At 52.7% G+C, this 25,475-nt stretch carries 22 protein-coding genes; 11 read left to right on the top strand and 11 right to left on the bottom strand.

Annotation, left to right across the window (positions count from 1 at the left end):
* From trmH to FAZ14_RS17075, 4 genes are all read left to right on the top strand, one after another.
* Positions 1-693: a tRNA (guanosine(18)-2'-O)-methyltransferase TrmH gene (gene trmH / locus FAZ14_RS17090; RefSeq protein WP_012886710.1), complete on the top strand. Its 693-nt coding sequence runs from the start codon at positions 1-3 to the stop codon at positions 691-693.
* Positions 693-2,774, top strand: coding sequence for an ATP-dependent DNA helicase RecG (gene recG / locus FAZ14_RS17085; RefSeq protein WP_153508926.1), 2,082 nt, complete (start codon positions 693-695; stop codon positions 2,772-2,774). The genes trmH and recG overlap by 1 nt, the downstream gene beginning before the upstream one ends.
* A gap of 201 nt (positions 2,775-2,975) precedes the next feature.
* Positions 2,976-4,364 (top strand): nucleobase:cation symporter-2 family protein, encoded by a 1,389-nt coding sequence (locus FAZ14_RS17080; RefSeq protein WP_016942715.1) that lies wholly within the window; start codon positions 2,976-2,978, stop codon positions 4,362-4,364.
* 325 nt (positions 4,365-4,689) lie between these two features.
* Positions 4,690-6,441: an AsmA family protein gene (locus FAZ14_RS17075; protein WP_153508925.1), complete on the top strand. Its 1,752-nt coding sequence runs from the start codon at positions 4,690-4,692 to the stop codon at positions 6,439-6,441.
* Positions 6,442-6,523: 82 nt separating this feature from the next.
* On the opposite strand, the gene fabY is transcribed toward FAZ14_RS17075, so the two are convergent.
* From fabY to typA, 4 genes are all read right to left on the bottom strand, one after another.
* Positions 6,524-7,465, bottom strand: coding sequence for a fatty acid biosynthesis protein FabY (fabY, locus tag FAZ14_RS17070; protein WP_012886714.1), 942 nt, complete (start codon positions 7,463-7,465; stop codon positions 6,524-6,526).
* Between the two features lie 89 nt (positions 7,466-7,554).
* Positions 7,555-7,992, bottom strand: a complete 438-nt coding sequence (gene dtd / locus FAZ14_RS17065) for a D-aminoacyl-tRNA deacylase (protein ID WP_153508924.1) — start codon at positions 7,990-7,992, stop codon at positions 7,555-7,557.
* A 7-nt stretch (positions 7,993-7,999) separates the two neighbouring features.
* Complete coding sequence (gene yihX / locus FAZ14_RS17060; RefSeq protein WP_016942712.1) at positions 8,000-8,611, bottom strand: glucose-1-phosphatase; 612 nt, start codon at positions 8,609-8,611, stop codon at positions 8,000-8,002.
* A gap of 219 nt (positions 8,612-8,830) precedes the next feature.
* Positions 8,831-10,654: a ribosome-dependent GTPase TypA gene (gene typA, locus FAZ14_RS17055; protein WP_016942711.1), complete on the bottom strand. Its 1,824-nt coding sequence runs from the start codon at positions 10,652-10,654 to the stop codon at positions 8,831-8,833.
* 375 nt (positions 10,655-11,029) lie between these two features.
* On the opposite strand from typA, the gene glnA reads away from it, so the two are divergent.
* The 4 genes from glnA (at position 11,030) to FAZ14_RS17035 (ending at position 15,407) form a co-directional block, all read left to right on the top strand.
* Complete coding sequence (glnA, locus tag FAZ14_RS17050; RefSeq protein ID WP_016942710.1) at positions 11,030-12,439, top strand: glutamate--ammonia ligase; 1,410 nt, start codon at positions 11,030-11,032, stop codon at positions 12,437-12,439.
* A gap of 206 nt (positions 12,440-12,645) precedes the next feature.
* Positions 12,646-13,695 carry a nitrogen regulation protein NR(II) gene (gene glnL, locus FAZ14_RS17045; protein WP_016942709.1) on the top strand — a complete coding sequence of 350 codons (1,050 nt, stop codon included), beginning with the start codon at positions 12,646-12,648 and terminating at the stop codon, positions 13,693-13,695.
* Between the two features lie 8 nt (positions 13,696-13,703).
* The gene (glnG, locus tag FAZ14_RS17040; RefSeq protein ID WP_012886721.1) at positions 13,704-15,116 is read left to right on the top strand and encodes a nitrogen regulation protein NR(I); all 1,413 of its coding nucleotides are present in this window, start codon (positions 13,704-13,706) and stop codon (positions 15,114-15,116) included.
* Between the two features lie 168 nt (positions 15,117-15,284).
* On the top strand, positions 15,285-15,407 hold the full coding sequence (locus tag FAZ14_RS17035; protein ID WP_012886722.1) for a YshB family small membrane protein: 123 nt from the start codon (positions 15,285-15,287) through the stop codon (positions 15,405-15,407).
* Positions 15,408-15,552: 145 nt separating this feature from the next.
* On the opposite strand, the gene hemN is transcribed toward FAZ14_RS17035, so the two are convergent.
* Together hemN and yihI are read right to left on the bottom strand one after the other, a co-directional pair.
* The gene (gene hemN, locus FAZ14_RS17030; protein WP_016942708.1) at positions 15,553-16,926 is read right to left on the bottom strand and encodes an oxygen-independent coproporphyrinogen III oxidase; all 1,374 of its coding nucleotides are present in this window, start codon (positions 16,924-16,926) and stop codon (positions 15,553-15,555) included.
* A 181-nt stretch (positions 16,927-17,107) separates the two neighbouring features.
* Positions 17,108-17,641, bottom strand: coding sequence for a Der GTPase-activating protein YihI (yihI, locus tag FAZ14_RS17025; RefSeq protein WP_016942707.1), 534 nt, complete (start codon positions 17,639-17,641; stop codon positions 17,108-17,110).
* Between the two features lie 222 nt (positions 17,642-17,863).
* Here yihI and yihA point away from each other — a divergent pair, with 222 nt between their 5' ends.
* Entirely contained in the window at positions 17,864-18,508 is a 645-nt protein-coding gene (gene yihA, locus FAZ14_RS17020; RefSeq protein WP_153508923.1) for a ribosome biogenesis GTP-binding protein YihA/YsxC, read from the top strand.
* A gap of 162 nt (positions 18,509-18,670) precedes the next feature.
* On the opposite strand, the gene spfP is transcribed toward yihA, so the two are convergent.
* The 5 genes from spfP to FAZ14_RS17000 form a co-directional block, all read right to left on the bottom strand.
* Positions 18,671-18,718, bottom strand: coding sequence for a small protein SpfP (spfP, locus tag FAZ14_RS20525; RefSeq protein WP_071892919.1), 48 nt, complete (start codon positions 18,716-18,718; stop codon positions 18,671-18,673).
* A 262-nt stretch (positions 18,719-18,980) separates the two neighbouring features.
* The gene (polA, locus tag FAZ14_RS17015) at positions 18,981-21,767 is read right to left on the bottom strand and encodes a DNA polymerase I (protein ID WP_153508922.1); all 2,787 of its coding nucleotides are present in this window, start codon (positions 21,765-21,767) and stop codon (positions 18,981-18,983) included.
* Between the two features lie 384 nt (positions 21,768-22,151).
* The gene (gene dsbA / locus FAZ14_RS17010) at positions 22,152-22,775 is read right to left on the bottom strand and encodes a thiol:disulfide interchange protein DsbA (protein ID WP_016942704.1); all 624 of its coding nucleotides are present in this window, start codon (positions 22,773-22,775) and stop codon (positions 22,152-22,154) included.
* A gap of 22 nt (positions 22,776-22,797) precedes the next feature.
* Positions 22,798-23,784 (bottom strand): serine/threonine protein kinase, encoded by a 987-nt coding sequence (locus FAZ14_RS17005; protein WP_153508921.1) that lies wholly within the window; start codon positions 23,782-23,784, stop codon positions 22,798-22,800.
* A gap of 35 nt (positions 23,785-23,819) precedes the next feature.
* Entirely contained in the window at positions 23,820-24,089 is a 270-nt protein-coding gene (locus tag FAZ14_RS17000) for a YihD family protein (protein WP_016942702.1), read from the bottom strand.
* A 110-nt stretch (positions 24,090-24,199) separates the two neighbouring features.
* On the opposite strand from FAZ14_RS17000, the gene mobA reads away from it, so the two are divergent.
* Both mobA and mobB read left to right on the top strand, forming a co-directional pair.
* Positions 24,200-24,790 (top strand): molybdenum cofactor guanylyltransferase MobA, encoded by a 591-nt coding sequence (gene mobA, locus FAZ14_RS16995; protein WP_016942701.1) that lies wholly within the window; start codon positions 24,200-24,202, stop codon positions 24,788-24,790.
* Positions 24,783-25,301, top strand: coding sequence for a molybdopterin-guanine dinucleotide biosynthesis protein MobB (mobB, locus tag FAZ14_RS16990; protein ID WP_038926581.1), 519 nt, complete (start codon positions 24,783-24,785; stop codon positions 25,299-25,301). The genes mobA and mobB overlap by 8 nt, the downstream gene beginning before the upstream one ends.
* The last annotated feature ends 174 nt before the right edge of the window (positions 25,302-25,475 follow it).

Below are 25,475 nucleotides of genomic sequence, written 5' to 3'. Positions count from 1 at the left end.
ATGACCCCAGAACGTTATACGCGTATCCGCGAGATGCTTAACAACCGTCAGCCTGATCTGACCGTGTGCATGGAGCAGGTACATAAGCCTCACAACGTATCCGCCGTTATCCGTACCGCTGATGCCGTTGGCGTACATCAGGTGCATGCCGTGTGGCCCACCAGTCGCATGAAAACCCTGGTGTCTACCGCGGCAGGCAGCAACAGTTGGGTTCAAGTCAAAACCCACCGTACCATTCAGGATGCTGCCCGCCATTTGAAAACGCAGGGCATGCAAATTCTGGCGACCAATCTGTCTGCCGACGCAGTCGACTTCCGCGATGTGGATTACACCCGCCCGACCTGCATCCTGCTTGGACAGGAAAAAACCGGTATCTCTGGCGAGGCGTTGGCTCTTGCTGATCAGGACATCATCATTCCTATGATCGGTATGGTGCAGTCGCTGAACGTGTCGGTCGCTTCCGCCCTGATTCTGTATGAAGCGCAACGCCAGCGTCAGTTGGCAGGGATGTACCAGCGCGAAGACAGCCCTTTGGATGAGGAAGAGCAACAACGCCTGCTGTTTGAAGGGGGTTACCCGGTACTGGCCCGCGTCGCCAAACGCAAAGGGCTACCGCGCCCACATATTGACCAGACCGGCCAGGTGATTGCCGATGCGCCCTGGTGGGCGGCGATGCAATCCACGGAGCAATAATGGATAGCCGCCTGCTGCATACCCAGCCGTTGAGCACCCTTGCCGGCGTCGGGGCCAGCCAGGCGGAAAAACTGGCCCGTCTTGGTCTGGAGACGGTGCAGGATCTGCTGCTACATCTGCCACTTCGCTACGAAGACCGCACCCATCTTTATCACATTAACGATTTGTTGCCCGGCATGTACGCGACGGTAGAAGGCGATGTGTTGCGCAGCGATATCACCTTTGGCCAACGCCGGATGCTGACCTGCCAAATCAGCGACGGCAGCGGCATGCTCACGCTACGCTTCTTTAATTTCAACGCCGCCATGAAAAACAGCCTGTCGCCGGGCCAGCGCGTACTGGCCTATGGGGAAGTACGACGCGGCAAACTGGGCGGCGAGATGATCCATCCCGAATACCGGGTGCAGGGCGAAAGCACGACGGTCGAGCTGCAGGAAACGCTGACGCCGGTTTACCCCACGACCGAGGGTGTGCGGCAGGCAACGCTGCGTAAACTGACCGACCAGGCGCTGAAACTGTTGGATACCCATCCGATTGACGAACTTCTGCCCCAGGAAATGCGCCACGGGTTGATCAGCCTGCCAGATGCGTTACGCACCCTGCACCGCCCACCACCGGATGTAAAGCTGGCGGAGCTGGAGCAAGGGAAACACCCGGCACAGCAACGTCTGGTCATGGAAGAGCTGTTGGCACACCACCTGAGTATGCTGGCGGTACGCGCGGGTGCACAGCGCCACCGGGCACTGGCGCTGGATACCAAAGACGACCTGAAGCAACAACTGCTGGCCGCGCTGCCGTTCAGCCCTACCGGCGCGCAACAACGGGTCGTGGCAGAAATCGAACAGGATATGAATCAGCCATTTCCGATGATGCGTCTGGTGCAGGGCGATGTCGGCTCCGGTAAAACACTGGTCGCGGCGTTGGCGGCGTTGCGGGCCATCGCTCACGGCAAACAGGTGGCGTTGATGGCACCAACGGAATTGCTGGCTGAGCAACATGCCGCCAACTTCCGTCGCTGGTTTGAGCCACTGGGTATTGAAGTGGGCTGGCTCGCAGGCAAGCAAAAGGGTAAAGCGCGGCAAGCCCAGCAGGAGGCTATCGCCAGCGGACAGGTTTCGATGGTGATCGGCACCCACGCTATTTTTCAGCAACAGGTTCAGTTCAGCGGCCTGGCGTTGGTGATTATCGACGAACAACACCGATTTGGTGTGCATCAGCGACTGGCGTTGTGGGAAAAAGGCGAAGAGCAGGGCTTCCACCCTCACCAGTTGATCATGACTGCCACACCGATTCCCCGCACACTGGCGATGACCGCCTATGCCGACCTGGATACCTCGGTCATTGATGAGCTGCCACCGGGCCGCACACCGGTAACCACTGTCGCTATTCCCGACACTCGCCGCGCCGACATCATTGAGCGGGTACGCCATGCCTGTCTGCAAGAGGGGCGGCAGGCATACTGGGTTTGTACCCTGATTGAAGAATCCGAACTATTGGAAGCGCAAGCGGCTGAAGCGACCTGCCAGGAGCTAAAAGCCGCGTTACCTGACCTCGCGGTTGGTCTGGTGCATGGCCGGATGAAAGCGAAGGAAAAACAGGCCGTCATGGAGGCATTCAAAGCCAATCAACTACATTTGTTGGTTGCTACGACCGTGATTGAGGTGGGTGTGGATGTGCCGAACGCCAGCCTGATGATCATCGAAAACCCGGAACGACTGGGGCTGGCGCAATTGCATCAATTACGTGGCCGCGTCGGCCGTGGTGCCATCGCCTCCCACTGCGTGTTACTGTACAAATCACCACTGAGTAAAACCGCGCAAATGCGGCTTCAGGTTCTGCGCGACAGCAACGATGGCTTCGTCATCGCCCAGCGCGATCTGGAAATTCGCGGGCCCGGCGAACTGCTCGGCACCCGTCAGACCGGTAACGCCGCTTTCAAAGTAGCGGATTTACTGCGCGATCAGGCACTGATTCCGCAAGTCCAACGAGTCTCGCGCCATATCCATGAGCACTACCCGGAACATGCCAGAGCACTGATCGAGCGCTGGCTGCCAGAACGCACCCGTTATACCAACGCCTGATAACGTAGAAAGCGTTTTTATTGCGTTGCCTTTATCCCGTTGTTGTTACCCCTATCCTTAATAAAAGGATTGTGCCCAGTTGGGTTTATCTGTTTGCGGCGATGATTCCCGGCGATAAGTAAATCCCATCCCGCAATCGATTGCTTTTACACAGCAGATGATTAAAATGCGTTTTTTGCCGTTCAGGAGCGCCCCGCTATCATGAGTCTTTCCACCACCGAGCTACCCCAGACTGACGCCGTTACCCCGGCAAACAGCGAGCTGATTTACCGTCTGGAGGACCGGCCTCCTTTACCGCAGACGTTATTCGCCGCCTGCCAGCACCTGTTGGCGATGTTTGTTGCGGTCATCACCCCGGCGTTACTGATTTGTCAGGCGTTAGGCCTGCCAGCGCAGGATACGCAGCACATCATCAGCATGTCGCTGTTCGCTTCCGGTCTGGCTTCTATTTTGCAAATCAAAACCTGGGGACCGGTCGGCTCCGGCTTGTTGTCCATTCAGGGGACCAGCTTCAACTTTGTTACCCCGCTGATTATGGGCGGTATGGCGCTGAAAAACGGTGGCGCGGATGTACCGACGATGATGGCGGCGCTCTTCGGCACGCTGATGGTAGCCTCTTGCACCGAAATTCTGCTGTCACGCGTTTTGCACCTGGCTCGCCGCATTATTACACCGCTGGTTTCCGGTATCGTCGTGATGATCATCGGCCTGTCGCTGATTCAGGTTGGCCTGACATCAATCGGCGGTGGTTTTGCTGCCATGAGTAACCACACGTTTGGGGCACCGAAGAACCTGCTGCTGGCAGCCGTCGTTCTGGTGGTGATTATCATCCTGAACCGCCAGCGTAACCCTTATTTGCGCGTGGCATCGCTGGTTATCGCAATGGCCGTCGGTTATCTGGCCGCCTGGCTGATGGGTATGCTGCCGGAAAGTACCGGCACATCCAACCACTCGCTGATTAACGTCCCCACCCCGTTGTACTATGGCCTTGGTTTTGACTGGAATCTGTTGATCCCGCTGATGCTGGTATTCATGGTGACCTCGCTGGAAACCATCGGTGATATCACCGCCACTTCCGACGTCTCCGAGCAGCCGGTCAGCGGCCCGCTCTACATGAAGCGCCTGAAGGGCGGCGTACTGGCTAACGGCCTGAACTCTTGCCTGTCTGCCGTATTCAATACCTTCCCCAACTCCTGCTTTGGGCAAAACAATGGCGTGATTCAACTGACCGGGGTTGCCAGTCGCTACGTTGGTTTCGTTGTAGCATTGATGCTGATCGTACTGGGGCTGTTCCCGGCGGTGAGCGGTTTTGTGCAGCATATTCCAGAGCCGGTTCTGGGTGGCGCAACTATCGTCATGTTCGGAACTATCGCCGCGTCTGGGGTACGAATTGTCTCCCGCGAGCCGCTTAATCGTCGCGCTATTATGATTATCGCGCTGTCGCTGGCTGTTGGTTTGGGTGTCTCCCAGCAGCCATTGATTTTGCAGTTCGCACCAGACTGGTTGAAAACCCTGCTGTCATCAGGCATTGCTGCGGGCGGTATCACAGCAATCGTGTTGAATCTGGTGTTCCCTCACGAAAAAGAGTAAAGCGCGCTTCCAGAAATTTTTCCTCTTACGTGATAATAAGGGCCGATGGCGGTATACCCTAAATAATTCGAGTTTCAGGACAAAACGCGTTGGCCCTTCAAGGCAAGGCTCATTGAGCCTTGTAACGCGGCAAGGGAAGGAGTCCCGATGAGCTTACTCAGGTAAGTGATTCGGGTGACTGAGCACAGCCAACGCACCTGTAACTTGAAGTATGACGGGTATAACATCGGCCCTTATTTATTGTCTGTAATAAGTTACCTGTTGAGATGACTGGATAATTACGGCATAACACGATCATCCCTTGCGAATGGCGCGGACTTAAGCAATGAAATTTATCGGGAAACTTCTTCTCACACTGCTGTTACTGGCGCTACTGGCTGTGGTGGTGCTGTATGTCCTGGCCCAGACTGAATGGGGAGCCAGGCATATCAGTCAGTGGGTTAATCAACGTACCGAATACCACGTGTCATTCAGAAAGATGGCGCATGAGTGGTCTTCGCCCGGCAGTATTCAATTGCTGGATGTCAGTTTCGGCCACAAAAACCAACCGGTAACACTGGTCGCGCAACGTGTCACGGTGGGGTTCAGCGTACGCCAGATCACCGACCCTCGTCATTTTTCCAGTCTGGTGCTGGAAGGCGGTACCCTCAATCTGGGACAGACCGATTTCACCTTGCCGATTGAAGCCGACGTTCTGCAATTGAAAACCATGGCGCTGCATGCACAAGATGGCGACTGGCGTCTGAAAGGCGAGCAAGTCACCGGGGGGATAACCCCGTGGCAGCCGGAGCCCGGCTACCTTTTGGGTAAGAAAGCCGCTTTCCAGCTTAGCGCCCACTCTTTATTGCTTAATGATCTGCCCGCCAGCAAGGTCTTGGTACAAGGTCAGTTTGCCAACCAGCAACTGACGCTGGAGAATTTCGGTGCCGACGTGGCGCGTGGGGAACTGACGGGAAATGCATCCCGAGCGGCGGACGGCAGTTGGCTGGTCAATAATCTGCGACTGAGCAATGTCCGGTTGCAAACCCGACAGTCGATGGCGGATTTCTGGCAACCTGTCACTCGTCTGCCTGCCGTCACCGTTAATCGTTTTGACCTGATTGATGCCCGCATCGAAGGACAAAATTGGGCATTTACTGATCTGGACGTCACTCTGCAGAATGTGACATTCCGGCAAAACAGCTGGCAGAGTGACGACGGCTCGTTGTCATTCAACGCCACCGATATCGTCAATGGCAACATGCATCTGGTTGACCCGATCGTCAGTCTGGACTTGTCAAAACAGGGTGTGAACATCAAACAGTTCTCCACCCGTTGGGAAGGCGGCTTGCTACGCACCAGCGGCAACTGGCAACGCAGCAATCAACGACTGACGCTCGATGAGCTGGTGGTGGCAGGCATGGAATACACACTACCGGAGGACTGGCGCCAACGCTGGCAACAGACGCTACCTGACTGGCTGTCAGAAGTGGAACTACGGAAATTCAGCGCCAACCACAACCTGCTGATTGATATTAACCCCGCGTTCCCGTTCCAGCTCACCGCCCTGGACGGCTTTGGCAATAATCTGCTGCTGGCACGTAACCATCAGTGGGGTGTGTGGCAAGGCACGTTGAACCTGAATGCCAGTGACGCCACCTTCAACAAGGTGGATGTTCGTCGTCCCTCACTGGCGTTAAACGCTAACGACAACCAAATCACGTTAACAGACCTGAGCGCGTTTACCCAAACCGGCTTACTGGAAGCCAAAGCGGTGATCGCGCAGCAGCCCACGCGAGCATTTACGCTGGACCTGAACGGCAAAGCCGTCGCATTTGATATTCTGACGCGCTGGGGCTGGCCAACACCCGCCAACGCCCCCACCGGCAACACCAATCTGCAGTTACATCTGAATGGTCGACTGGAAGCGGCAAGCCCGCTTAAACCAACACTCAGCGGTACGCTGCAAGGTATAGACAGCGCCGGACACCCCATCAATCAGGCAATGCATCAGGGAACAGTGGCGGACAGTGCGCCCGCCGCCTCCCCGGCATCCTCCGAACCGGCCTCGACACCAACAGCGCCTGTCGCACAGTAAGCACCAAGGCGCATAAACACAAACAGCCACCGTCATGGTGGCTGTTTCATATTCGTCGTCATCGCTTATCGTCGACGTTGCATTAACGAATGGCGGAACCGCCTTGCTCCAGCGATTCATTCTGATCTGGCGGCAACACAATGTAGGTACCATCAAATACGGCACCTTTTTTATCATTGCCGAACAGTTCTACCTGTAACTGAACCCGTGCTTTACGGCCACGAGCCAGCCGGTCCAAATCACCACTCAGCGATCCTAAATCCGCCACCGCGCTGGGACGACCGGTTACCGGTGTGCTGTAGCGAATATGCGCATCCGCCAGAATAATGGTGCCGCCAAGTTGCCGTTCGCGCAGCAGCAACCAGATAAGCCCCCACCCGGTCAGGGTCGCCAGTGAAAACATGCTACCGGCAAACAGCGTATGGTGCGGATTCTGGTTCCCCGTTTCCGGCATCGTGGTAATAAATTTCTGACCGGTGTACTGGCTGATGCGTACACCCATTTTTTCACTCAGCGGGATATGGTTGTACCATGCCTGCTGTAGCTGACCACACCAGTCTGGGCGATGCAGAATGTCATCCAACGTTGCCACCGGCTTAATCATCAGAAAATGGCGCACCGGTGTGGTCATCGGCGTGGTAATTTCACCCTGATTCACAAAACCAAGGCGGGAAAAAAACGCCATCGCATCCTCGCGGGCGCTACATACCACCCGCTTTACGCCTTCCTGACGCGCCACCGACTCCAGCGCCATCGCCATCAGGGTTCCAAGCCCTTTCCGCTGAACATCCGGATGAACCGCCAGAAATCGTATCGATGCTTCATTTTCAGCATTGATTGAGAGACGGCCAACCGCCACCAAATTACCTTGCCCATCGACAATGGTTTGATGGTGCGCCAGCGCATCATAGGCATCCCGTTCGGAGCCAAGTGGCTGATGCAGCGGTTTACGCAACATTTCCCAGCGAAACTGGTAATAAGCGTCCAGCTCTTCAGCGCTTTCCGGTACTCTCAGGTAGTACATAACCGCCCCTTCTCAACGCATACTCATATTGCAGTTTGCAGCGTAATATTGCTGCTTAACCCGGCAACCAGGCCAGACCTGTGGCTAAACTATACCTGCAGCCAAAACGTCACAGGCCCGTCGTTCACCAGAGAAACCTGCATGTCTGCAGCAAAACGACCGGTTTCCGTCGTCAGGCCATGCTCACGGCATTGACCGACAAAATACTGATACAGACGCTCGGCCTCTGCCGGCGCGGCACCACGGGAAAAACTGGGGCGCATTCCTTTTTGCGTATCCGCCGCCAGCGTAAACTGCGACACCACCAGCACACTGCCACCCGCTTGCTGAACATTCACATTCATCTTGCCGTTATCATCACTGAAAATCCGATAGCCGATCACCTTTTCACATAAACGGGTTGCCTTTTGTTCATCATCGCCCTGCTCTACACCCAGTAAAACCAACAGCCCGTGGTTTATCTCCCCGACTATCGCGCCTTCTACCGCCACACTGGCGGAGGAGACTCGCTGAATTAATGCGATCATAACGGCCTTACGACTCCTGCTTAAAAACCTGGCTGGCAAAAAAATCCGGCACCACCTGCCGATCACTGACCAGAATAGAACGGATGCCCAGTGCATTTGCCGCGTCTACATTGGCAGCATTGTCATCAAAAAAGAGCGCATCACTGGCTGCAAATCCCTCTTCGCGCAACACATGATGGTAAATCGCCGCTTCGGGTTTTCGCATACCGATATCCTGAGACAAATAAAGCCTGTCGGCAGCTTGCTGTACTTCGGGGTATTCGCCCGGCCAGAATTGACAGTGCAGGCGATTGGTATTGGAGAGTATTACCACGCGATGGCCTTCCTGCCGCAACCGATGCATGATATCGATCACATCTTTGCGCACACCGATGAAAATTGCCTGCCAACCGGTCGAAAACTGCTCAAAACTGAGTGACATCCCCAACTCATGGCACAACCGCGACGCAAATTCTTCATCGCTGATTTCACCACGTTCGTGCAGCTCAACGGTGTGTCCCAGCTCAAAACGCTTACGCAAGGTCGCCAGCGGTGCGCCGCTCAGATTGCTCCACACCCCCAGAACACGATTGAAGTCGATATCGATTACGACGTTACCTAAGTCAAAGATATACAGCATGAGTCCTCCAGACAGGCCAGTAGAGTTTTCACTGTAGCGAGAAAAATCCGTGCTGAATAGGGAGGATAAGCAGGATCATAATAAGGTTATGAAGGAGGAGGGCCAGACGCAAGGGCAGGGGACAACGGTCTAAAAAACAAAGGCCCCATAAAGGGGCCTTATCGCAAGGCAGCGCGGTCAAGTACCGCATTCCACCTGATGTATCACTAAGATAGTGAATTATTCTTCTTTGGCAGAGCGGTTAGCACGACGACGATCGTTTTCCGTCAGGTGACGTTTACGCAAACGAATCGAGGTCGGCGTCACTTCAACCAGTTCATCGTCATCAATGAACTCCAGCGCCTGCTCCAGCGACATTTTCACCGGCGGTACCAGTACGGTAGCTTCGTCAGTACCGGAAGCACGCATGTTGGTCAGCTTCTTACCAGTCAGACAGTTAACAGTCAGGTCGTTAGAACGAGTATGAATACCGATGATCTGGCCTTCGTACACTTCAGCGCCGTGACCCAGGAACAGCTTACCGCGCTCCTGCAAGCTAAACAGCGCATAAGCAACTGCTTTACCCTGACCGTTGGAGATCAACACACCGTTCTGACGCTGGCCGATTTCACCCGGACGGATGTCATCATAGTGACTGAAGGTGGAGTACAGCAGACCGGTACCGGAGGTCATGGTCATGAACTCGGTACGAAAGCCGATCAAGCCACGGCTTGGGATCACGTAATCCAGACGTACGCGACCTTTGCCGTCTGGGATCATGTCACGCATTTCGCCTTTACGCAGACCCAGCGCTTCCATCACCGAGCCCTGATGCTGCTCTTCGATATCCACGGTCACCTGCTCGAACGGCTCCTGACGGCGGCCATCGATGGTACGGAAGATAACTTTCGGACGGGATACCGCCAGTTCGAAACCTTCACGACGCATGTTTTCGATCAGAACGGACAGGTGCAGTTCACCACGGCCAGATACACGGAACGCATCCGGATCTTCCGTTTCTTCTACACGCAGCGCCACGTTGTGCACCAGCTCTTTACGCAGACGATCCAAAATCTGACGTGACGTGACGTATTTGCCTTCCTTGCCGCAGAACGGCGAGGTGTTAACGCAGAAATACATGGTCACGGTCGGTTCGTCTACCGACAGCGCCGGCAGCGCTTCCACGCAGGACGTATCGCAGATAGTGTCGGAAATGTTCAGTTCACCCAGACCGGTGATAGCAATGATATCGCCCGCTTCTGCCAGTGAACTTTCAATACGCTGCAAACCCAGGTGGCCCAGCACCTGGCTCACTTTACCGTTGCGTACTTTGCCTTGGCTGTCGATGATGCTGACCTGCTGGTTCGGTTTCACCACGCCGCGTTTAATACGGCCGATACCGATAACGCCAACATAGTTGTTGTAGTCCAGCTGGGAGATCTGCATCTGGAACGGACCGTCGAGGTCGACATTCGGCGCTTCAACGTGTTTCACGATGGCTTCAAACAGCGGGGTCATGTCTTCGGCCATATCGTTATGGTCCAGACCGGCGATGCCGTTCAGCGCGGACGCATAAACAATCGGGAAGTCCAACTGCTCGTCGGTAGCACCCAGATTAACAAACAGGTCGAATACCTGATCGACCACCCAGTCAGGACGAGCGCCAGGACGGTCAACCTTATTAATGACAACAATCGGCTTCAGGCCATAGGCAAAAGCTTTCTGGGTCACGAAACGCGTCTGCGGCATCGGGCCGTCCATCGCGTCTACCAGCAGCAGTACAGAGTCCACCATGGACATCACGCGTTCTACCTCGCCGCCGAAGTCGGCGTGCCCTGGGGTATCCACGATATTGATGCGGTAGTCATTCCAGTTGATGGCGGTATTTTTAGCGAGGATGGTAATTCCGCGCTCTTTTTCCAAATCATTGGAGTCCATAACACGTTCAGTGGCGTCATTACGCTCACCCAACGTACCGGACTGTTGCAGCAACTTATCAACCAGGGTTGTTTTTCCATGGTCAACGTGCGCAATAATAGCGATGTTACGCAAATTTTCGATCACAGCTTTGCCTCAGGCATTTTAGAAATAGCGCGCTATTGTACACGTATTAATCGAGCGACTGAACAAGATCACAATCATCTTCCACAAACAACCTGCGAATTACGGGTCTGTGATCCCTTTCACGGTGCAATAAAGCAGCACCCCACAAACTCAGAGCACCAATTAAGTGCAATAACACCAAAATGGTGCACAGTTTTGGTGCAGTTAACTATCTTGGTGCAGCTCAGGAGGAGACAAAAAACCAGCAGGAATGCTGTTTCAAACTATTCTTTAATAGTTGGCACAGTTTTAGCTATATGTTTTGTACGGTAACAACATCATTCCACAACGATATTCGTTCCACGACGATAAATGACACAATCGGGAGAACCAAGTATGTCAGTAGAACACGTTTTGACGATGCTGAATGAGCATGAAGTGAAGTTTGTTGACCTTCGCTTCACGGATACCAAAGGCAAAGAACAGCACGTCACTATTCCGGCCCACCAGGTTAACGCTGACTTCTTCGAAGACGGTAAAATGTTTGATGGTTCCTCGATTGGCGGCTGGAAAGGCATCAACGAATCCGACATGGTGTTAATGCCGGACGCGACTACTGCGGTTATGGATCCGTTCTTCGAAGAACCGACTCTGATCATCCGTTGTGACATTCTGGAACCGGGCACCATGCAGGGTTATGACCGCGACCCGCGCTCCATCGCTAAACGCGCTGAAGACTTCCTGCGCTCTTCCGGTATCGCTGATACCGTACTGTTCGGGCCAGAGCCGGAATTCTTCTTGTTTGACGACGTACGTTTCGGCAGCAGCATCTCCGGCTCTCACGTTGCTATCGACGACATCGAAGGTGCCTGGAACTCCAGCACCAAATACGAAGAAGGCAACAAAGGCCACCGTCCGGCTGTGAAAGGCGGTTACTTCCCAGTTCCGCCGGTAGACTCTGCGCAGGACCTGCGTTCCGCCATGTGTCTGACTATGGAGCAGATGGGCCTGGTAGTTGAAGCACATCACCACGAAGTCGCGACCGCTGGTCAGAACGAAGTGGCTACCCGCTTCAACACCATGACCAAGAAAGCCGACGAAATCCAGATCTACAAATACGTCGTACACAACGTGGCACACGCTTTCGGCAAAACCGCAACCTTCATGCCGAAACCGATGTTCGGCGATAACGGTTCCGGCATGCACTGCCACATGTCTCTGGCTAAAGACGGTACTAACCTGTTCTCCGGCGACAAATACGGCGGCCTGTCTGAAACCGCGCTGTACTACATCGGCGGTGTTATCAAACACGCTAAAGCAATCAACGCGCTGTCCAACCCGACCACCAACTCCTACAAGCGTCTGGTCCCAGGTTACGAAGCGCCGGTTATGCTGGCTTACTCTGCCCGTAACCGTTCTGCCTCCATCCGTATTCCGGTGGTATCGAGCCCGAAAGCACGTCGTATCGAAGTGCGCTTCCCGGACCCGGCGGCTAACCCGTACCTGTGCTTCGCTGCACTGCTGATGGCTGGTCTGGACGGCATCATCAACAAGATCCACCCTGGCGATGCCATGGACAAGAACCTGTACGATCTGCCGCCGGAAGAAGCGAAAGAGATCCCAACCGTAGCAGGCTCTCTGGAAGAAGCGTTGAACGCGCTGAGCGCAGACCGCGAGTTCCTGACCCGTGGCGGCGTATTCACTGACGAAGCTATCGATGCTTACATCGAACTGCGTACTGCTGAAAACGACCGCGTTCGCATGACGCCGCACCCGGTTGAGTTCGAACTGTACTACAGCGTGTAACCTCCTACGCGCTTGACGGCAGGACGAAGAAAATGATGTTCATACTGCCGTCAGATAGCTGTTTTTTATTTATGTTTATTTTTGTTGCCGTGGAAACTTTTCAGCCCATCTTCGGATGGGCTTTTTTCTCCACAAGACATATTACCGTTGCGACTTAAACTACAATCGAGAATAGTGTGCACTAAAATAGTGCGGGAGTCTGCGTTATGGCAACAGGCACGCTGCCCGATGCTGGGCAGATCCTTAATTCTTTAATAAACAGCATCTTGTTGCTGGATAAAGATCTGGCTATTCACTACTCAAACCCAGCGGCGCAACAACTTCTGGCTCAAAGTTCACGTAAGCTGTCTGGAACGCCCCTGCCGGATCTGCTCGGTTACTTTTCGTTAAATCTCGACCTGATGCGGGAAAGCCTCGACTCTGGGCAAGGTTTTACCGATAACGAAGTCACCCTCGTGGTAGATGGTCGGGCACATATTATGTCGCTGACAGCTCAGCGCATTCAGCACGATTTTATCCTGTTGGAAATGGCGCCGATGGATAACCAGCGCCGTCTCAGTCAGGAACAGCTACAACATGCCCAGCAACAGGCGGCACGCGATCTGGTACGCGGTCTGGCGCATGAAATAAAGAACCCACTTGGCGGCCTGCGTGGCGCGGCACAGTTGCTGTCCAAAGCCCTGCCGGACCCGGCGCTGATGGAATACACCAAAGTCATTATCGAACAGGCAGACCGCCTGCGTAATCTGGTAGACCGTTTGCTCGGCCCGCAACAGCCCGGGTTGCATGTCACCCAGAGCATCCATCAGGTCGCCGAACGGGTATTCCAGTTAGTCTCGATGGAAAAAGCCGACAACGTGACGCTGGTGCGCGACTACGACCCCAGCCTGCCGGAATTGATGCACGACCCGGATCAGATTGAACAGGTATTGCTGAACATTACTCGTAACGCCATGCAGGCGCTGGGAGAGGAAGGCGGTACCATCACCATCCGTACCCGTACCGCGTTTCAGTTGACGCTACATGGCGTACGCTACCGTCTGGTGGCCCGTATCGATATCGAAGACGACGGCCCCGGCGTGCCAGCCCATCTGCAAGACACGCTGTTCTATCCCATGGTGAGTGGTCGTGAAGGCGGCACCGGGTTGGGTTTGTCGATTGCCCGTAACCTTATCGACCAACATTCCGGAAAAATTGAATTTAACAGTTGGCCAGGTCATACCGAATTCTCGGTGTATCTGCCCATTCGCCAGTGAGGTTCACGATGCAACGAGGGATAGTCTGGATTGTCGATGACGATAGCTCCATCCGTTGGGTGCTTGAACGTGCGCTTACCGGGGCGGGATTAACCTGCGCAACCTTTGATAACGGTACCCAGGCGTTAAACGCGCTGACCACGCAAACACCGGATGTCCTGCTGTCCGATATCCGTATGCCCGGTATGGACGGGCTGGCATTGCTGCAACAAATCAAACAGCGCCACCCGATGCTGCCCGTTATCATCATGACCGCACATTCCGATTTGGACGCAGCGGTTAGCGCTTACCAGCAGGGGGCTTTCGATTATCTGCCCAAACCGTTCGACATTGATGAAGCGGTAGCGCTGGTTGAACGCGCCATCAGCCATTACCTGGAACAGCAGCAACCGGTACGCAGTCAGCCCATCAGTGGGCCGACCACCGATATTATCGGTGAAGCACCGGCTATGCAGGATGTGTTTCGAATTATCGGTCGCCTCTCACGCTCATCAATAAGCGTACTGATCAACGGTGAATCCGGCACCGGTAAAGAGCTGGTCGCCCATGCATTACACCGCCACAGCCCACGCGCCAAAGCCCCTTTTATCGCGCTGAATATGGCGGCAATCCCTAAGGATTTGATCGAATCAGAACTGTTCGGCCATGAAAAAGGCGCGTTTACCGGTGCAAACCAAATTCGGCAAGGGCGTTTTGAGCAGGCAGATGGCGGAACGCTGTTCCTTGATGAAATCGGCGACATGCCGCTGGATGTGCAAACCCGCCTGTTGCGTGTACTGGCTGACGGTCAGTTTTATCGTGTCGGCGGCTATGCAGCCGTGAAAGTGGATGTGCGCATTATCGCCGCCACGCATCAGAACCTGGAATTGCGGGTTCAGGAAGGCAAATTTCGCGAAGACTTGTTCCATCGTTTGAACGTGATTCGTGTTCATTTACCGCCGCTACGTGAACGTCGGGAAGATATTCCACGTCTGGCGCGCTACTTCCTGCAGGCAACGGCTAAAGAACTGGGTGTCGAACCGAAAAACCTGCACCCGGAAACTGAAGCGGCGCTCACCCGTCTACCCTGGCCGGGTAACGTGCGCCAGCTTGAAAATACCTGCCGGTGGCTGACGGTGATGGCAGCGGGACAGGAAGTGCTGATTCAGGATCTGCCACCGGAGCTGTTTGAAACAACAGCACCAGACGCTACCGTACATGTCATGCCTGATAGCTGGGCGACGCTGCTGGCACAGTGGGCCGACCGTGCGCTGCGTTCCGGTCATCAAAACCTGTTGGCCGAAGCGCAACCGGAAATGGAACGCACACTACTGACAACCGCGCTACGCCATACGCAAGGACATAAACAGGAAGCAGCAAGACTGCTGGGCTGGGGGCGAAACACGCTGACGCGTAAGCTTAAGGAACTGGGCATGGAATAACGGCGCTCTGCCTTTTTCCCGTTACCATTCATCACAAGGAACAGCGCCCACGGATGGGTTGCGTTATGAAACCCACACATCTGCAATTTACGTCACCATGGATATATTTTGTACTTTACTTGCGCCGCGCCAGCAGTATGATCATGTCGCTGACTGGAGAGGGTAACCATGCTGGAATCCATTTTTTCTGCCGTAACGCACGGCGCTGAAATCAGTAGTGCGATGGGTCCATCATCGCAAACTGCGATTGCAGCCGTGTTGTGCGCAGCACTGATCAATTTCTTCAGCTAACACACGCTGACACAATAAGAAAAGAGCCAGTCATATGACTGGCTCTTTTCTTTTATCTCTAACCACTTCCCATCTACCATAACAAGGTCATGCCAGATTCGGTGGCCAACACATTTTCGATTCCCGCAGGAATTACCCGGTGGAATTAAATGACTCGGGAAAATTGGCGCTCACGCATTTTGTTGCGGAAATACACATCAAAACACATACAAATATTACGAATAAGCAGCCGTCCTTTCGCCGTCACCCGAATACCGTCGGCCTGAATTTCTACCAGTCCATCCTGGGCCATCGGTGCCAGCAATGCCAGGTCCTCACGGAAGTAATCGCCAAATGACAGGTCATAGGCCTGCTCAATCGCCGCAAACTCCAGTTGGAAATGACAAATCAGCGCTTTAATGACATCACGGCGAATACAATCATCACGAGTCAGGGACAAACCGCGCCACAATGCATGACCACGTTGTTCAACATCTGCGTAGTACAGCTTCAATTCTTTTTGGTTCTGCGCATAACTGTCGCCAATCATACTGATGGCAGACACGCCCAACCCCAGCAAATCGGTATCGCCTTGTGTGGTATACCCCTGGAAATTACGGTGCAATTTACCTTCTCGCTGCGCTACCGCCAGTTCATCATCTGGCCGGGCGAAATGATCCATACCGATAAACTGATAACCCGCTGCCGTCAGGCTTTGAATGGTCTGCTGCAAAATAGCCAGTTTTTGTTCCGCATCCGGCAGATCCGCTTCTTTAATTTTTCGCTGTGCGGCAAACAAACTGGGTAAATGGGCATAGTTAAATACGCTCAGGCGATCCGGGCGTAGCTCGGCTACCCGTTGTAAGGTAAACGCAAAACTGTCCGGCGTTTGTTTGGGCAGACCATAAATCAGGTCGATGTTGGTCGAGGTAAACCCTAACGTCTTGGCCCGCTCAATCAGCGCAAAAATGAACGCTTCATCCTGCTCGCGGTTAACCAGCCGTTGCACCTCTTTATTGAAATCCTGCACACCCATGCTAAGGCGGTTGAATCCTTCGGCGCGCAGATGATCGAGCACATCCAGCTCAATTTCCCGCGGATCCACTTCCAGCGACATTTCGGCGTGCTCAGAAAAATGGAAATGCTGGCGAAGCAGCGCCATCAGCCGACTAATCTGTGCTTTATTCAGGAACGTGGGCGTTCCGCCGCCCCAATGCATTTGGGTGACCGTGCGGTTGGCAAATAACGGTGCGCGTTGATGAATTTCCAGCGCCAGCCGATCGAGATACTCATCGGCTTTATGCAGTTGCCGGGTTACCAGTTTATTGCAACCACAGAAGTAGCACAGGCGGTGACAAAACGGGATATGCAGATACAACGACAACGGGCGGTGGGGATAACGGGCCACCGCCTGGGCAAACGCCGCGTCGTCATAGCTGTCGCTGAATTCCAGCGCGGTAGGGTAGGAAGTATAGCGTGGCCCCGAATAGTTATATTTCTGGATCAGGGATAAATCCCAGTCGATAGTCTGTTCGGACATAGAGCTCACTCCTTCCTGTAACCGGTCCTCGCCGTACGACGCCGGGGCAACCGATGCTGCCCAGCCAATACGGCACGCTGTAATCTGCCTTTCCGTTTCGACAGACACCACAGTTTAACCAACAGGCCACCCAAAAAACACAGAACCAATAGGGTTATGAGCAGAAACAGCGCTTTTAACATTAATAACCGTCTTTCGGATTACCACGACGAAGCAGTTGCAGCATATCTTCTTCCTGCTGTTCATCTTCGTCGTCATCGTCCAGGCTAATCCCCAGCTGTTCCATCAGGATATCAATGCGATCCAGCGTTTCATCCAGCCAGGACTGTTCTTTAGCTGGCAATGTTTCACCTTTCTCAAGCCTGTCCAACAGGTCATCAAGACGCGGATCATTTTCCAGCATCTCCAGCTCTTCCTGTGGTGACAGGCGAACCGGTTTCTCTTTCGGCATAGTTACCGGTTTGGTCGGCGCAACGGCGCTTTCCGGCAGCAGCGCTACCGGCTTTTTACTGCCAATACGCGGGTCTTTACCTTGACCAGAGGAGGCATTGTGCTGATGACCACCAGACGGCTGCGCGCGGCTGCCTGCAGCATGACCACGGTGTTTTTTCTGGCGTTTGCGATCGCGAGCTTCAAGATCCAACTGCTCGCGACTTTTTCTTTTGGCCTTTGGAACAGGAGCTTTGCGTCCCGCCCCTTGTGATGGTTGTTTCATAGCGTCAATCTCAGGTTCGGATGAGCAAATATAGGGAGAATTGCGGCGGAATCTAGCAGAAAGCATACCAATAAAAAAGTGCTCCAGGCGCTCTGTACCCGTTTTATTTTTTCAGTCTGTTACCGCGCTAACACCCGTACAAAACAGATAAACGCCGCCTTTCTCATCCGTTACAGGTATAATCAGCTATATAAAACCGTGATCCAGACAGAGACGCACACTGTGACCCAGCAATACAACTATCATGTGACTCATTTTGTCACCAGCGCGCCGGACATTCGTCATCTTCCTGCCGACAGCGGTATTGAAGTCGCGTTTGCCGGCCGCTCCAATGCGGGAAAATCCAGCGCCCTCAACACGCTGACCAACCAAAAGAGCCTGGCCCGTATCAGTAAAACGCCGGGGCGTACCCAGCTCATCAACCTGTTTGAAGTCGCTGAGGGAGTACGTCTGGTCGACTTGCCTGGTTACGGCTATGCCGAAGTACCAGAAGAAATGAAACGCAAATGGCAGAGAGCGCTTGGCGAGTATCTGCAAAAGCGTAACTGTCTAAAAGGGCTGGTGGTATTAATGGATATCCGTCATCCGCTCAAAGATCTGGACCAGCAGATGTTGGAATGGGCTGTTGATGTCGGGTTGCCGGTACTGGTGTTACTGACTAAAGCAGACAAACTGGCCCAGGGAGCCCGGAAATCCCAGCTAAACATGGTGCGGGAAGCCGTGTTGCCCTTTATGGGAGATATTCAGGTTGAGACGTTTTCTTCGCTGAAAAAAACCGGTGTAGATAAATTACGTCAGAAATTAGATAACTGGTTCAGCACATTACCACCCGCCGATGAGTCCTCTCTTGCCGAGTCTGAGCAGTAACGTCTCCATCAAGAACGTGCGAGCTTTCTGAAATGCCATCCTTGTCCACTCCACTACCGGTAAATTTTTTTGCCGGTAGCATAAGCGTTCGTTATCCCGAAAGTTTATTATCGGAACAATAAAAAACGCCCCGGTCAGAAACCTGACCGGGGCGGCTAACATTCAGCCAAATCCGATTACGTGAAGTAAAAGGTCTGAAAGATAGAACATCTTACCTCTGTACCCTACGTGTTTAACTCTACTCCATTTCTTTTCTGGAAAAAAGCATTTTTTGTTGTTTAATTTCATAAAAAATGGCGATGAATTAAACAAACCCAAACCAGGTCACACAATCATGTAGCTTAATTACATAATGGACCATACCCCAGCCGAAAAAACCAACAGAAAAAGGAAAGCGCTATTTCTGTCAGCATTTACAGCTAAACGCCCGATAAATCACGAATACGTCAGCCCCGTTTTTTCACCGAAGACATTAATGGGCCTGATCCCAGTTACTGCCGGTACCGATATCCACCTGTAATGGCACATCCAACTGCATGCAGCCTTCCATCAGGTTACGAATATTCGCACTGACCTCATCCAGTACAGAGTGGTGCACTTCAAACACCAATTCATCGTGTACCTGCATCAGCATCGTCGCTAATGGTTTTTCCTGCTGCAACCAGTCATCAATGGCAATCATCGCTTTTTTAATGATGTCTGCGGCGGTTCCCTGCATCGGTGCGTTGATAGCAGCCCGCTCTGCGGCTTTACGGCTCATGGCATTACGGGAATGAATATCCGGCAGGTAGAGACGTCGGCCATCCAGCGTGGAGACATACCCTTGCTCTGCCGCCTGCTGGCGAGTGCGCTCCATGTATTCCTGTACCCCTGGATAGCGCTCAAAATAGAGATTCATGTATTTCTGCGCTTCATTACGCGCAATGCCCAACTGGCGGGACAAACCAAAAGCACTCATACCGTAAATCAGGCCAAAGTTGATGGCTTTGGCACTGCGGCGCTGTTCCGTCGTCACTTTATCAAGCGGCAAACCGAATACTTCGGCAGCGGTAGCACGGTGAATATCCAGACCTTCGGAAAACGCCTTCAGTAATCCGGCATCCCGCGACAGATGCGCCATAATGCGTAACTCTATCTGCGAGTAGTCAGCCGCCAGAATTTGGTATCCTTGCGGAGCAATGAACGCCTGACGAATACGGCGCCCTTCTTCATTACGCACGGGAATGTTTTGCAAGTTAGGATCACTGGAGGACAGACGCCCCGTAGCCGTTACCGCCTGGTGATAAGAGGTATGCACCCGTTTAGTCAACGGGTTAATCATCTGCGGCAACTTATCCGTGTAAGTCGATTTCAGTTTAGCCAACTCACGATGTTCTAAAATTAACTTCGGTAGCGGATGATCCAGCGCCAGCTCAGCCAGCACTTCTTCATTGGTCGAAGGCGCGCCTTTCGGCGTTTTCTTAATAACCGGCAACTGCATCTTTTCGTACAAAATGGCGCCTAACTGTTTAGGCGAAGCCAAATTGAAAGCCTCACCCGCCAGCTCATGGGCCTGAACTTCCAGTTCCGCCAGACGTTGCGTCAGCTCCTGCGAGTGTTCGGCCAGAATCGTGGTATCGATCAGCACACCGGTGCGTTCCATACGAGACAACACTGGCACCAGCGGCATATCGATATTCTTGAATACCTTGCACAGATCCTGTTGCGGCTCCAGCTTCGCCCATAACGTTTCATGCAAACGCAACGTCACGTCAGCATCTTCCGCGGCATAGACCGCCGCCTGCTCCAGTGGGATCTGATTGAAGGTTAACTGGTTCTTGCCCTTACCAGCGATCTCTTCAAAGGTGATGGTCTTATGCTGCAGATAGCGCTCTGACAGGCTATCCATATCGTGCCGACCCGCCACACTATCAAGCACATAGGACTCCAGCATGGTATCAAACACAATCCCGCGCAGATCAATACCGTAACGAGCCATCACGCCTTTATCGAACTTCAGGTTTTGCCCGATCTTACCGATGGCTTCATTTTCCAGCAGTGGTTTTAATCGCGCTAACACGGTATCTCTATCCAACTGTGTCGGCGCATCGAGGTAATCATGACCTAATGGCAGGTAAGCGGCTTCACCGGGTTTGATAGCCAGAGAGATACCCACCAGATTAGCCGTTAGTGTATCGAGGCCATCGGTTTCGGTATCAAACGAAAACAGACCAGCCGCGTTGATTCTGGCAATCCAGTCCTGCAAGTATGACTCATCCAGAATGGTCACATAACCATCCTGAGACAATACGCTGGACGCCTCTTTAGGTGCATCTTCAGTGTCTGGTTTCACAAACGGCACCGCAGCCGGACTCTTTTTACCGCCCTGCAACCATTTGCCATCTTCCACATCTGCCAGCCAGCGTTTGAATTCATAACGGGCGAATAACTCACGCAGTTCCGTTGCATCCGGCTCATTCACCGTCAGTTGTTCGCAACCGAGTTCCAGCTCGACATCGGTTTTAATCGTTGCCAACTGGTAAGAAAGGTAAGCCACATCTTTATGCTGCTCGAGTTTCGCAGCCATGGTTTTAGCACCACGGAAGGTCAGGCCAGCAATCTTATCCAGATTGCCATAGAGCGCATCCAGCCCACCCACACCTTGCAGTAATGCCTGCGCAGTTTTCTCACCCACACCAGGCACGCCGGGAATATTGTCGGAGGAATCCCCCATCAGCGCCAGAAAATCGATAATCAGAGAGGGAGGAATACCATATTTGGCACACACCTCATCCGGCCCCAGAATAGTGTTATTCATGGTGTTGATCAGGGTTATCTGCGGCGTCACCAGTTGGGCCATATCTTTATCGCCAGTGCTGATCAACACAGGTTTACCAGCGCGCTCCGCCTGTTGTGCCAGTGTCCCAATCACATCGTCAGCCTCAACACCGGAAACAGAAAGCAGCGGCAACCCCATCGCTTTCACCATACGATGTAATGGTTCAATCTGCGCACGCAGATCATCCGGCATCGGCGGGCGATGAGATTTGTAGTGTTCAAACAAGTCATCACGAAATGTCTTCCCCTTCGCATCAAACACCACCGCCACATGGCTGGGATGATACTGCTGCAACAAACTACGCAGCATATTGAGCACCCCGTACATCGCCCCGGTCGGCTCGCCAGCAGCGTTAGTCAAGGGAGGGAAGGCGTGGTAAGCGCGGTAAAGGTACGATGAACCGTCAACCAGAATGAGAGGGTTTTCTGCTATTTGAACCATGATATTTCGTGATCGTTGTTTTCTGCCATGGGGGTAAGGATGCCATAGCTGGCAATCAGAGACGAATACTAACGATCGTTCATTACGCTTTTTGCACAACGTCTCGCAAAAATTCTGTGGATAACTTTGTGTATAGAAATTGAAAGATAATTAACAGCGATATCACCAGAATTGTTTGTTATATGTATTTCATTATTAATCAATACGTTAACAAAAAATCATTGATATTGTAGTTATATCAAAACGTTGTTGTTAATGTGGATAGATATGAAACCACCAAGCCCGGCAGTAAGCAGAAATGTCCAGACGTTAGCAGTAGACGGAAATAAAAACGCCATATGCGTTAAGGCATATGGCGTATGGCGTATGGATAAAGCGGAAAGCTTATTTCTGAGAGAGCAGGAATTTCACTACATCAGCATACTGTTTGACATAGCTGTCCATAGAACTGGTATCAAGCCCGTCGCTTTTCACCATGTATTTACCGCTAACAAATACCGCCGGTACACCACGCAGTTGCAAATCGGCAGCCGCTTTCTCCTGTTGTGCGACCAACGATTTCACCACGAAGCTATTCAACGCACTGTCATAGTCTTCAGCTTTTACACCCGCAGCCACAAAGACCTGACGAATATCTTCAGTCGTTTTTACCGTCTGAGTTTTCTGGACAGCATTAAACATCAACGGACTGACTTTGTCTTCCACACCCAGCGCAATCGCAACCGCCCACGCCTGGGTCAACTCTTTACCCAATGGGCCCAGGAAGTCGACATGATACTTGGTCAACTTAGCGTCAGCCGGTAAGGCTTTCTGAATAGCCTCAGGAATGTGGTAAACCTGAGCAAACTGGTAGCAGTGTGGGCAGTAGAATGAGAAGAATTCCAGCACCTGAGGGGATTGGGGAACCGGTTTATCCAGGGTAGTGAACTGTTTACCATCGGAAAAATCAGCAGCTGACGCACTGAACGCCAACACCACACCAACCAGCGCAAGCCATATTTTCTTCATATCAAGGTTATCTCCATAATTGTCAGTACATCGGCGCCAGCTGCAACGGTGGTTCCTGCAACAGCCTGACCTGTTCAGTAAAAATAGCGGTCTGCTTTGCCCAAAAATCAGCGTCTTGCATCCACGGAAAACTACGGGGAAAAGCCGGGTCGTGCCAGCGGCGGGTCACCCAGGCCAGATAATGGACCATTCGCATGGCACGTAGCGGCTCAATCAGCGCCAATTCTGACTCATCAAACGAAGCAAATTCGCTGTAAGCATCCAGCAAAATATCCAATTGAATACGCTGCTCCTGACGCTCACCATGCAGCAACATCCACAGATCCTGAACAGCCGGGCCATTACGCGCATCATCCAGATCGACAAACAATGGACCATCGCGCCAAAGAATATTCCCAGGATGGCAGTCACCATGCAGGCGTCTGGCTTGCCAGTGGGTATGCCAGTGTAATTTCACGTCCTCGATAAGCCGGGTTGTCGCGGCCAGAAAGGGCGCTTTCTGCGCATCAGCGATCAGAGCGCTGTCCGTTAATGTGAGCAGTGGGTCATCAAGGTATTCCTGCACCCCGATAGTAGGACGCGTTGAGAACAGATTTCGACTACCAGTCTGATGAATTCGGCCCAGATAGCGCCCGACTTCCTCCAACTGGTTATCATTGTCCATTTCATACTGACGCCCACCAACGCTTGGGAACACGGCAAACCAGAAACCATCATGCACATGCAGCGTATTGCATTGTAAGGCCAGCGGGGCAACCACCGGCACTTCATCATCAGACAACTCAGCCGCAAAGCGATGCTCTTCATTAATCTGGGCAGCATCCCAACGTTGCGGTCGATAAAACTTCACCACATAACGCTTACTGTCTTCATCGCTAAACTGGTAAACCCGGTTTTCATAGCTGTTAAGTGCTGTCAGGCCGGAGTCAACGCGGATCCCCACAGACCAGAGTGCGTCCATGATGACATCCGGCGACAGTGTATGAAAATTGAATACGGCATCATGCATGGTAAGCATAGCTCCATGGCATCAAATCCTGGCCGTTAATCCTTAATAACGCCGCGGGCACGCAGTAATGCAGTTTTGAAATCTTCTTCATAATCCTTCTGCAAGCCAGGGATAGGCTGTGCGCTATCTGCGTCACGTAACTTAAGATGATAAATAAGGATATCATCAGTCAAATCACTAAGCGCCCCCTCAAACCCGGCTTCCTGTGCAAGTTTTTGTAAAAATTGCACCAAATTCAAATCAGGCTCTTTTTGCCAGGCTGGATGCAGTAACTCAATCAATTCATTTACACGATGGCACTTCATTATCATGACCTCAAATATTGATGATTGTTTATCTAGTATGGGGAAAGGTCTTGGCCTTACGCCATAGTTTTCCGACAATAACGCATTAAATCATTACGGATACCAATACGATGATAACAGGTGTGATTCTGGCTGGGGGTCAGTCATCCCGCATGGGCGGAAATGATAAGGGATTGATTGAGCTGGAAGGTAAGCCGCTCTATCAACATGTTCTGGCTCGTCTGAAACCACAGGTTGATACTCTGCTCATTAACGCCAATCGCCATCAGGCTTGTTATCAGCAAAGCGGTTATCCGGTGATCGGCGATACTAATCGTGATTTTTCCGGTCCTTTGGCTGGCATTTTTACCGGGCTAAGTGTCGCCAACACAGAATGGGTGGTATTCGCCCCTTGTGATGTACCGGCATTACCCTGCGATTTAGTCTCACGGCTGCGGCAATCCTGTGGCAATCAATCCAGTGACAATCATTGCGCCGCCTATGCTACCGATGGAGAACGCGAGCACCCGACACTTTTGTTGATCCACACATCCCTGACCGGAAAGCTGGAAAGCTATCTGAATCGCGGTGACCGAAAACTGATGTTATTCCTGGAGCAGGTCGCGGCAAAAGCCGTTTCTTTTGCCGATCAGCCTTTATCATTCCGTAATCTCAATACACCAGAGGATCTCGCTCACTGGCAGGGGAATGCACATGACTGATGTCCCGCTTTTGGCTATTGCCGCTCACAGCGGTACGGGTAAAACCACACTACTGAAACAACTGATCCCTCTGTTGAACACCATGGGGATCCGGGTGGGGATCATCAAACACACTCATCACGATATGGACATCGATAAACCAGGTAAAGACAGCTATGAACTGCGCAAAGCCGGTGCCGATCAAACACTGGTTGCCAGTCATACTCGCTGGGCATTGATGACGGAGACACCAGAACAACAGGAACCCGACTTGTTTTTTTTGGCCAGCAAAATGGATAGTTCAAAGCTGGATTTAATTCTGGTAGAAGGTTTCAAGCATGAGTCTGTCGATAAAATCCTGCTTTACCGCCATAAGTCTGGAAATAATGAAGTGATGGAGATTGATGACCACACGCTGGCTATCGCCAGCGATGTACCATTAACGCTTCTCAGGCCTTGTCTGGATCTGAACCAACCACAACAGGTAGCAGTATTCATCCGGGATTGGCTGCGCCAAAAGAAAGGTATCTGACTAATTGAGGTAGTAGCAGAGATGATTACCCGGAAGATTGACGCGGCCGCCCGGGTTGCAGGCATAAAAAAACCCCCGGCGCTAACCGGGGGTTCTCTGTTTGATGCCTGGCAGTTCCCTACTCTCGCATGGGGAGACCCCACACTACCATCGGCGCTACGGCGTTTCACTTCT

Source organism: Dickeya oryzae (assembly GCF_009372235.1).
GTDB lineage: Bacteria > Pseudomonadota > Gammaproteobacteria > Enterobacterales > Enterobacteriaceae > Dickeya > Dickeya oryzae.
Note: the sequence above shows the minus strand (reverse complement) of the source record. Positions and strands in the feature narration are given on the sequence as shown.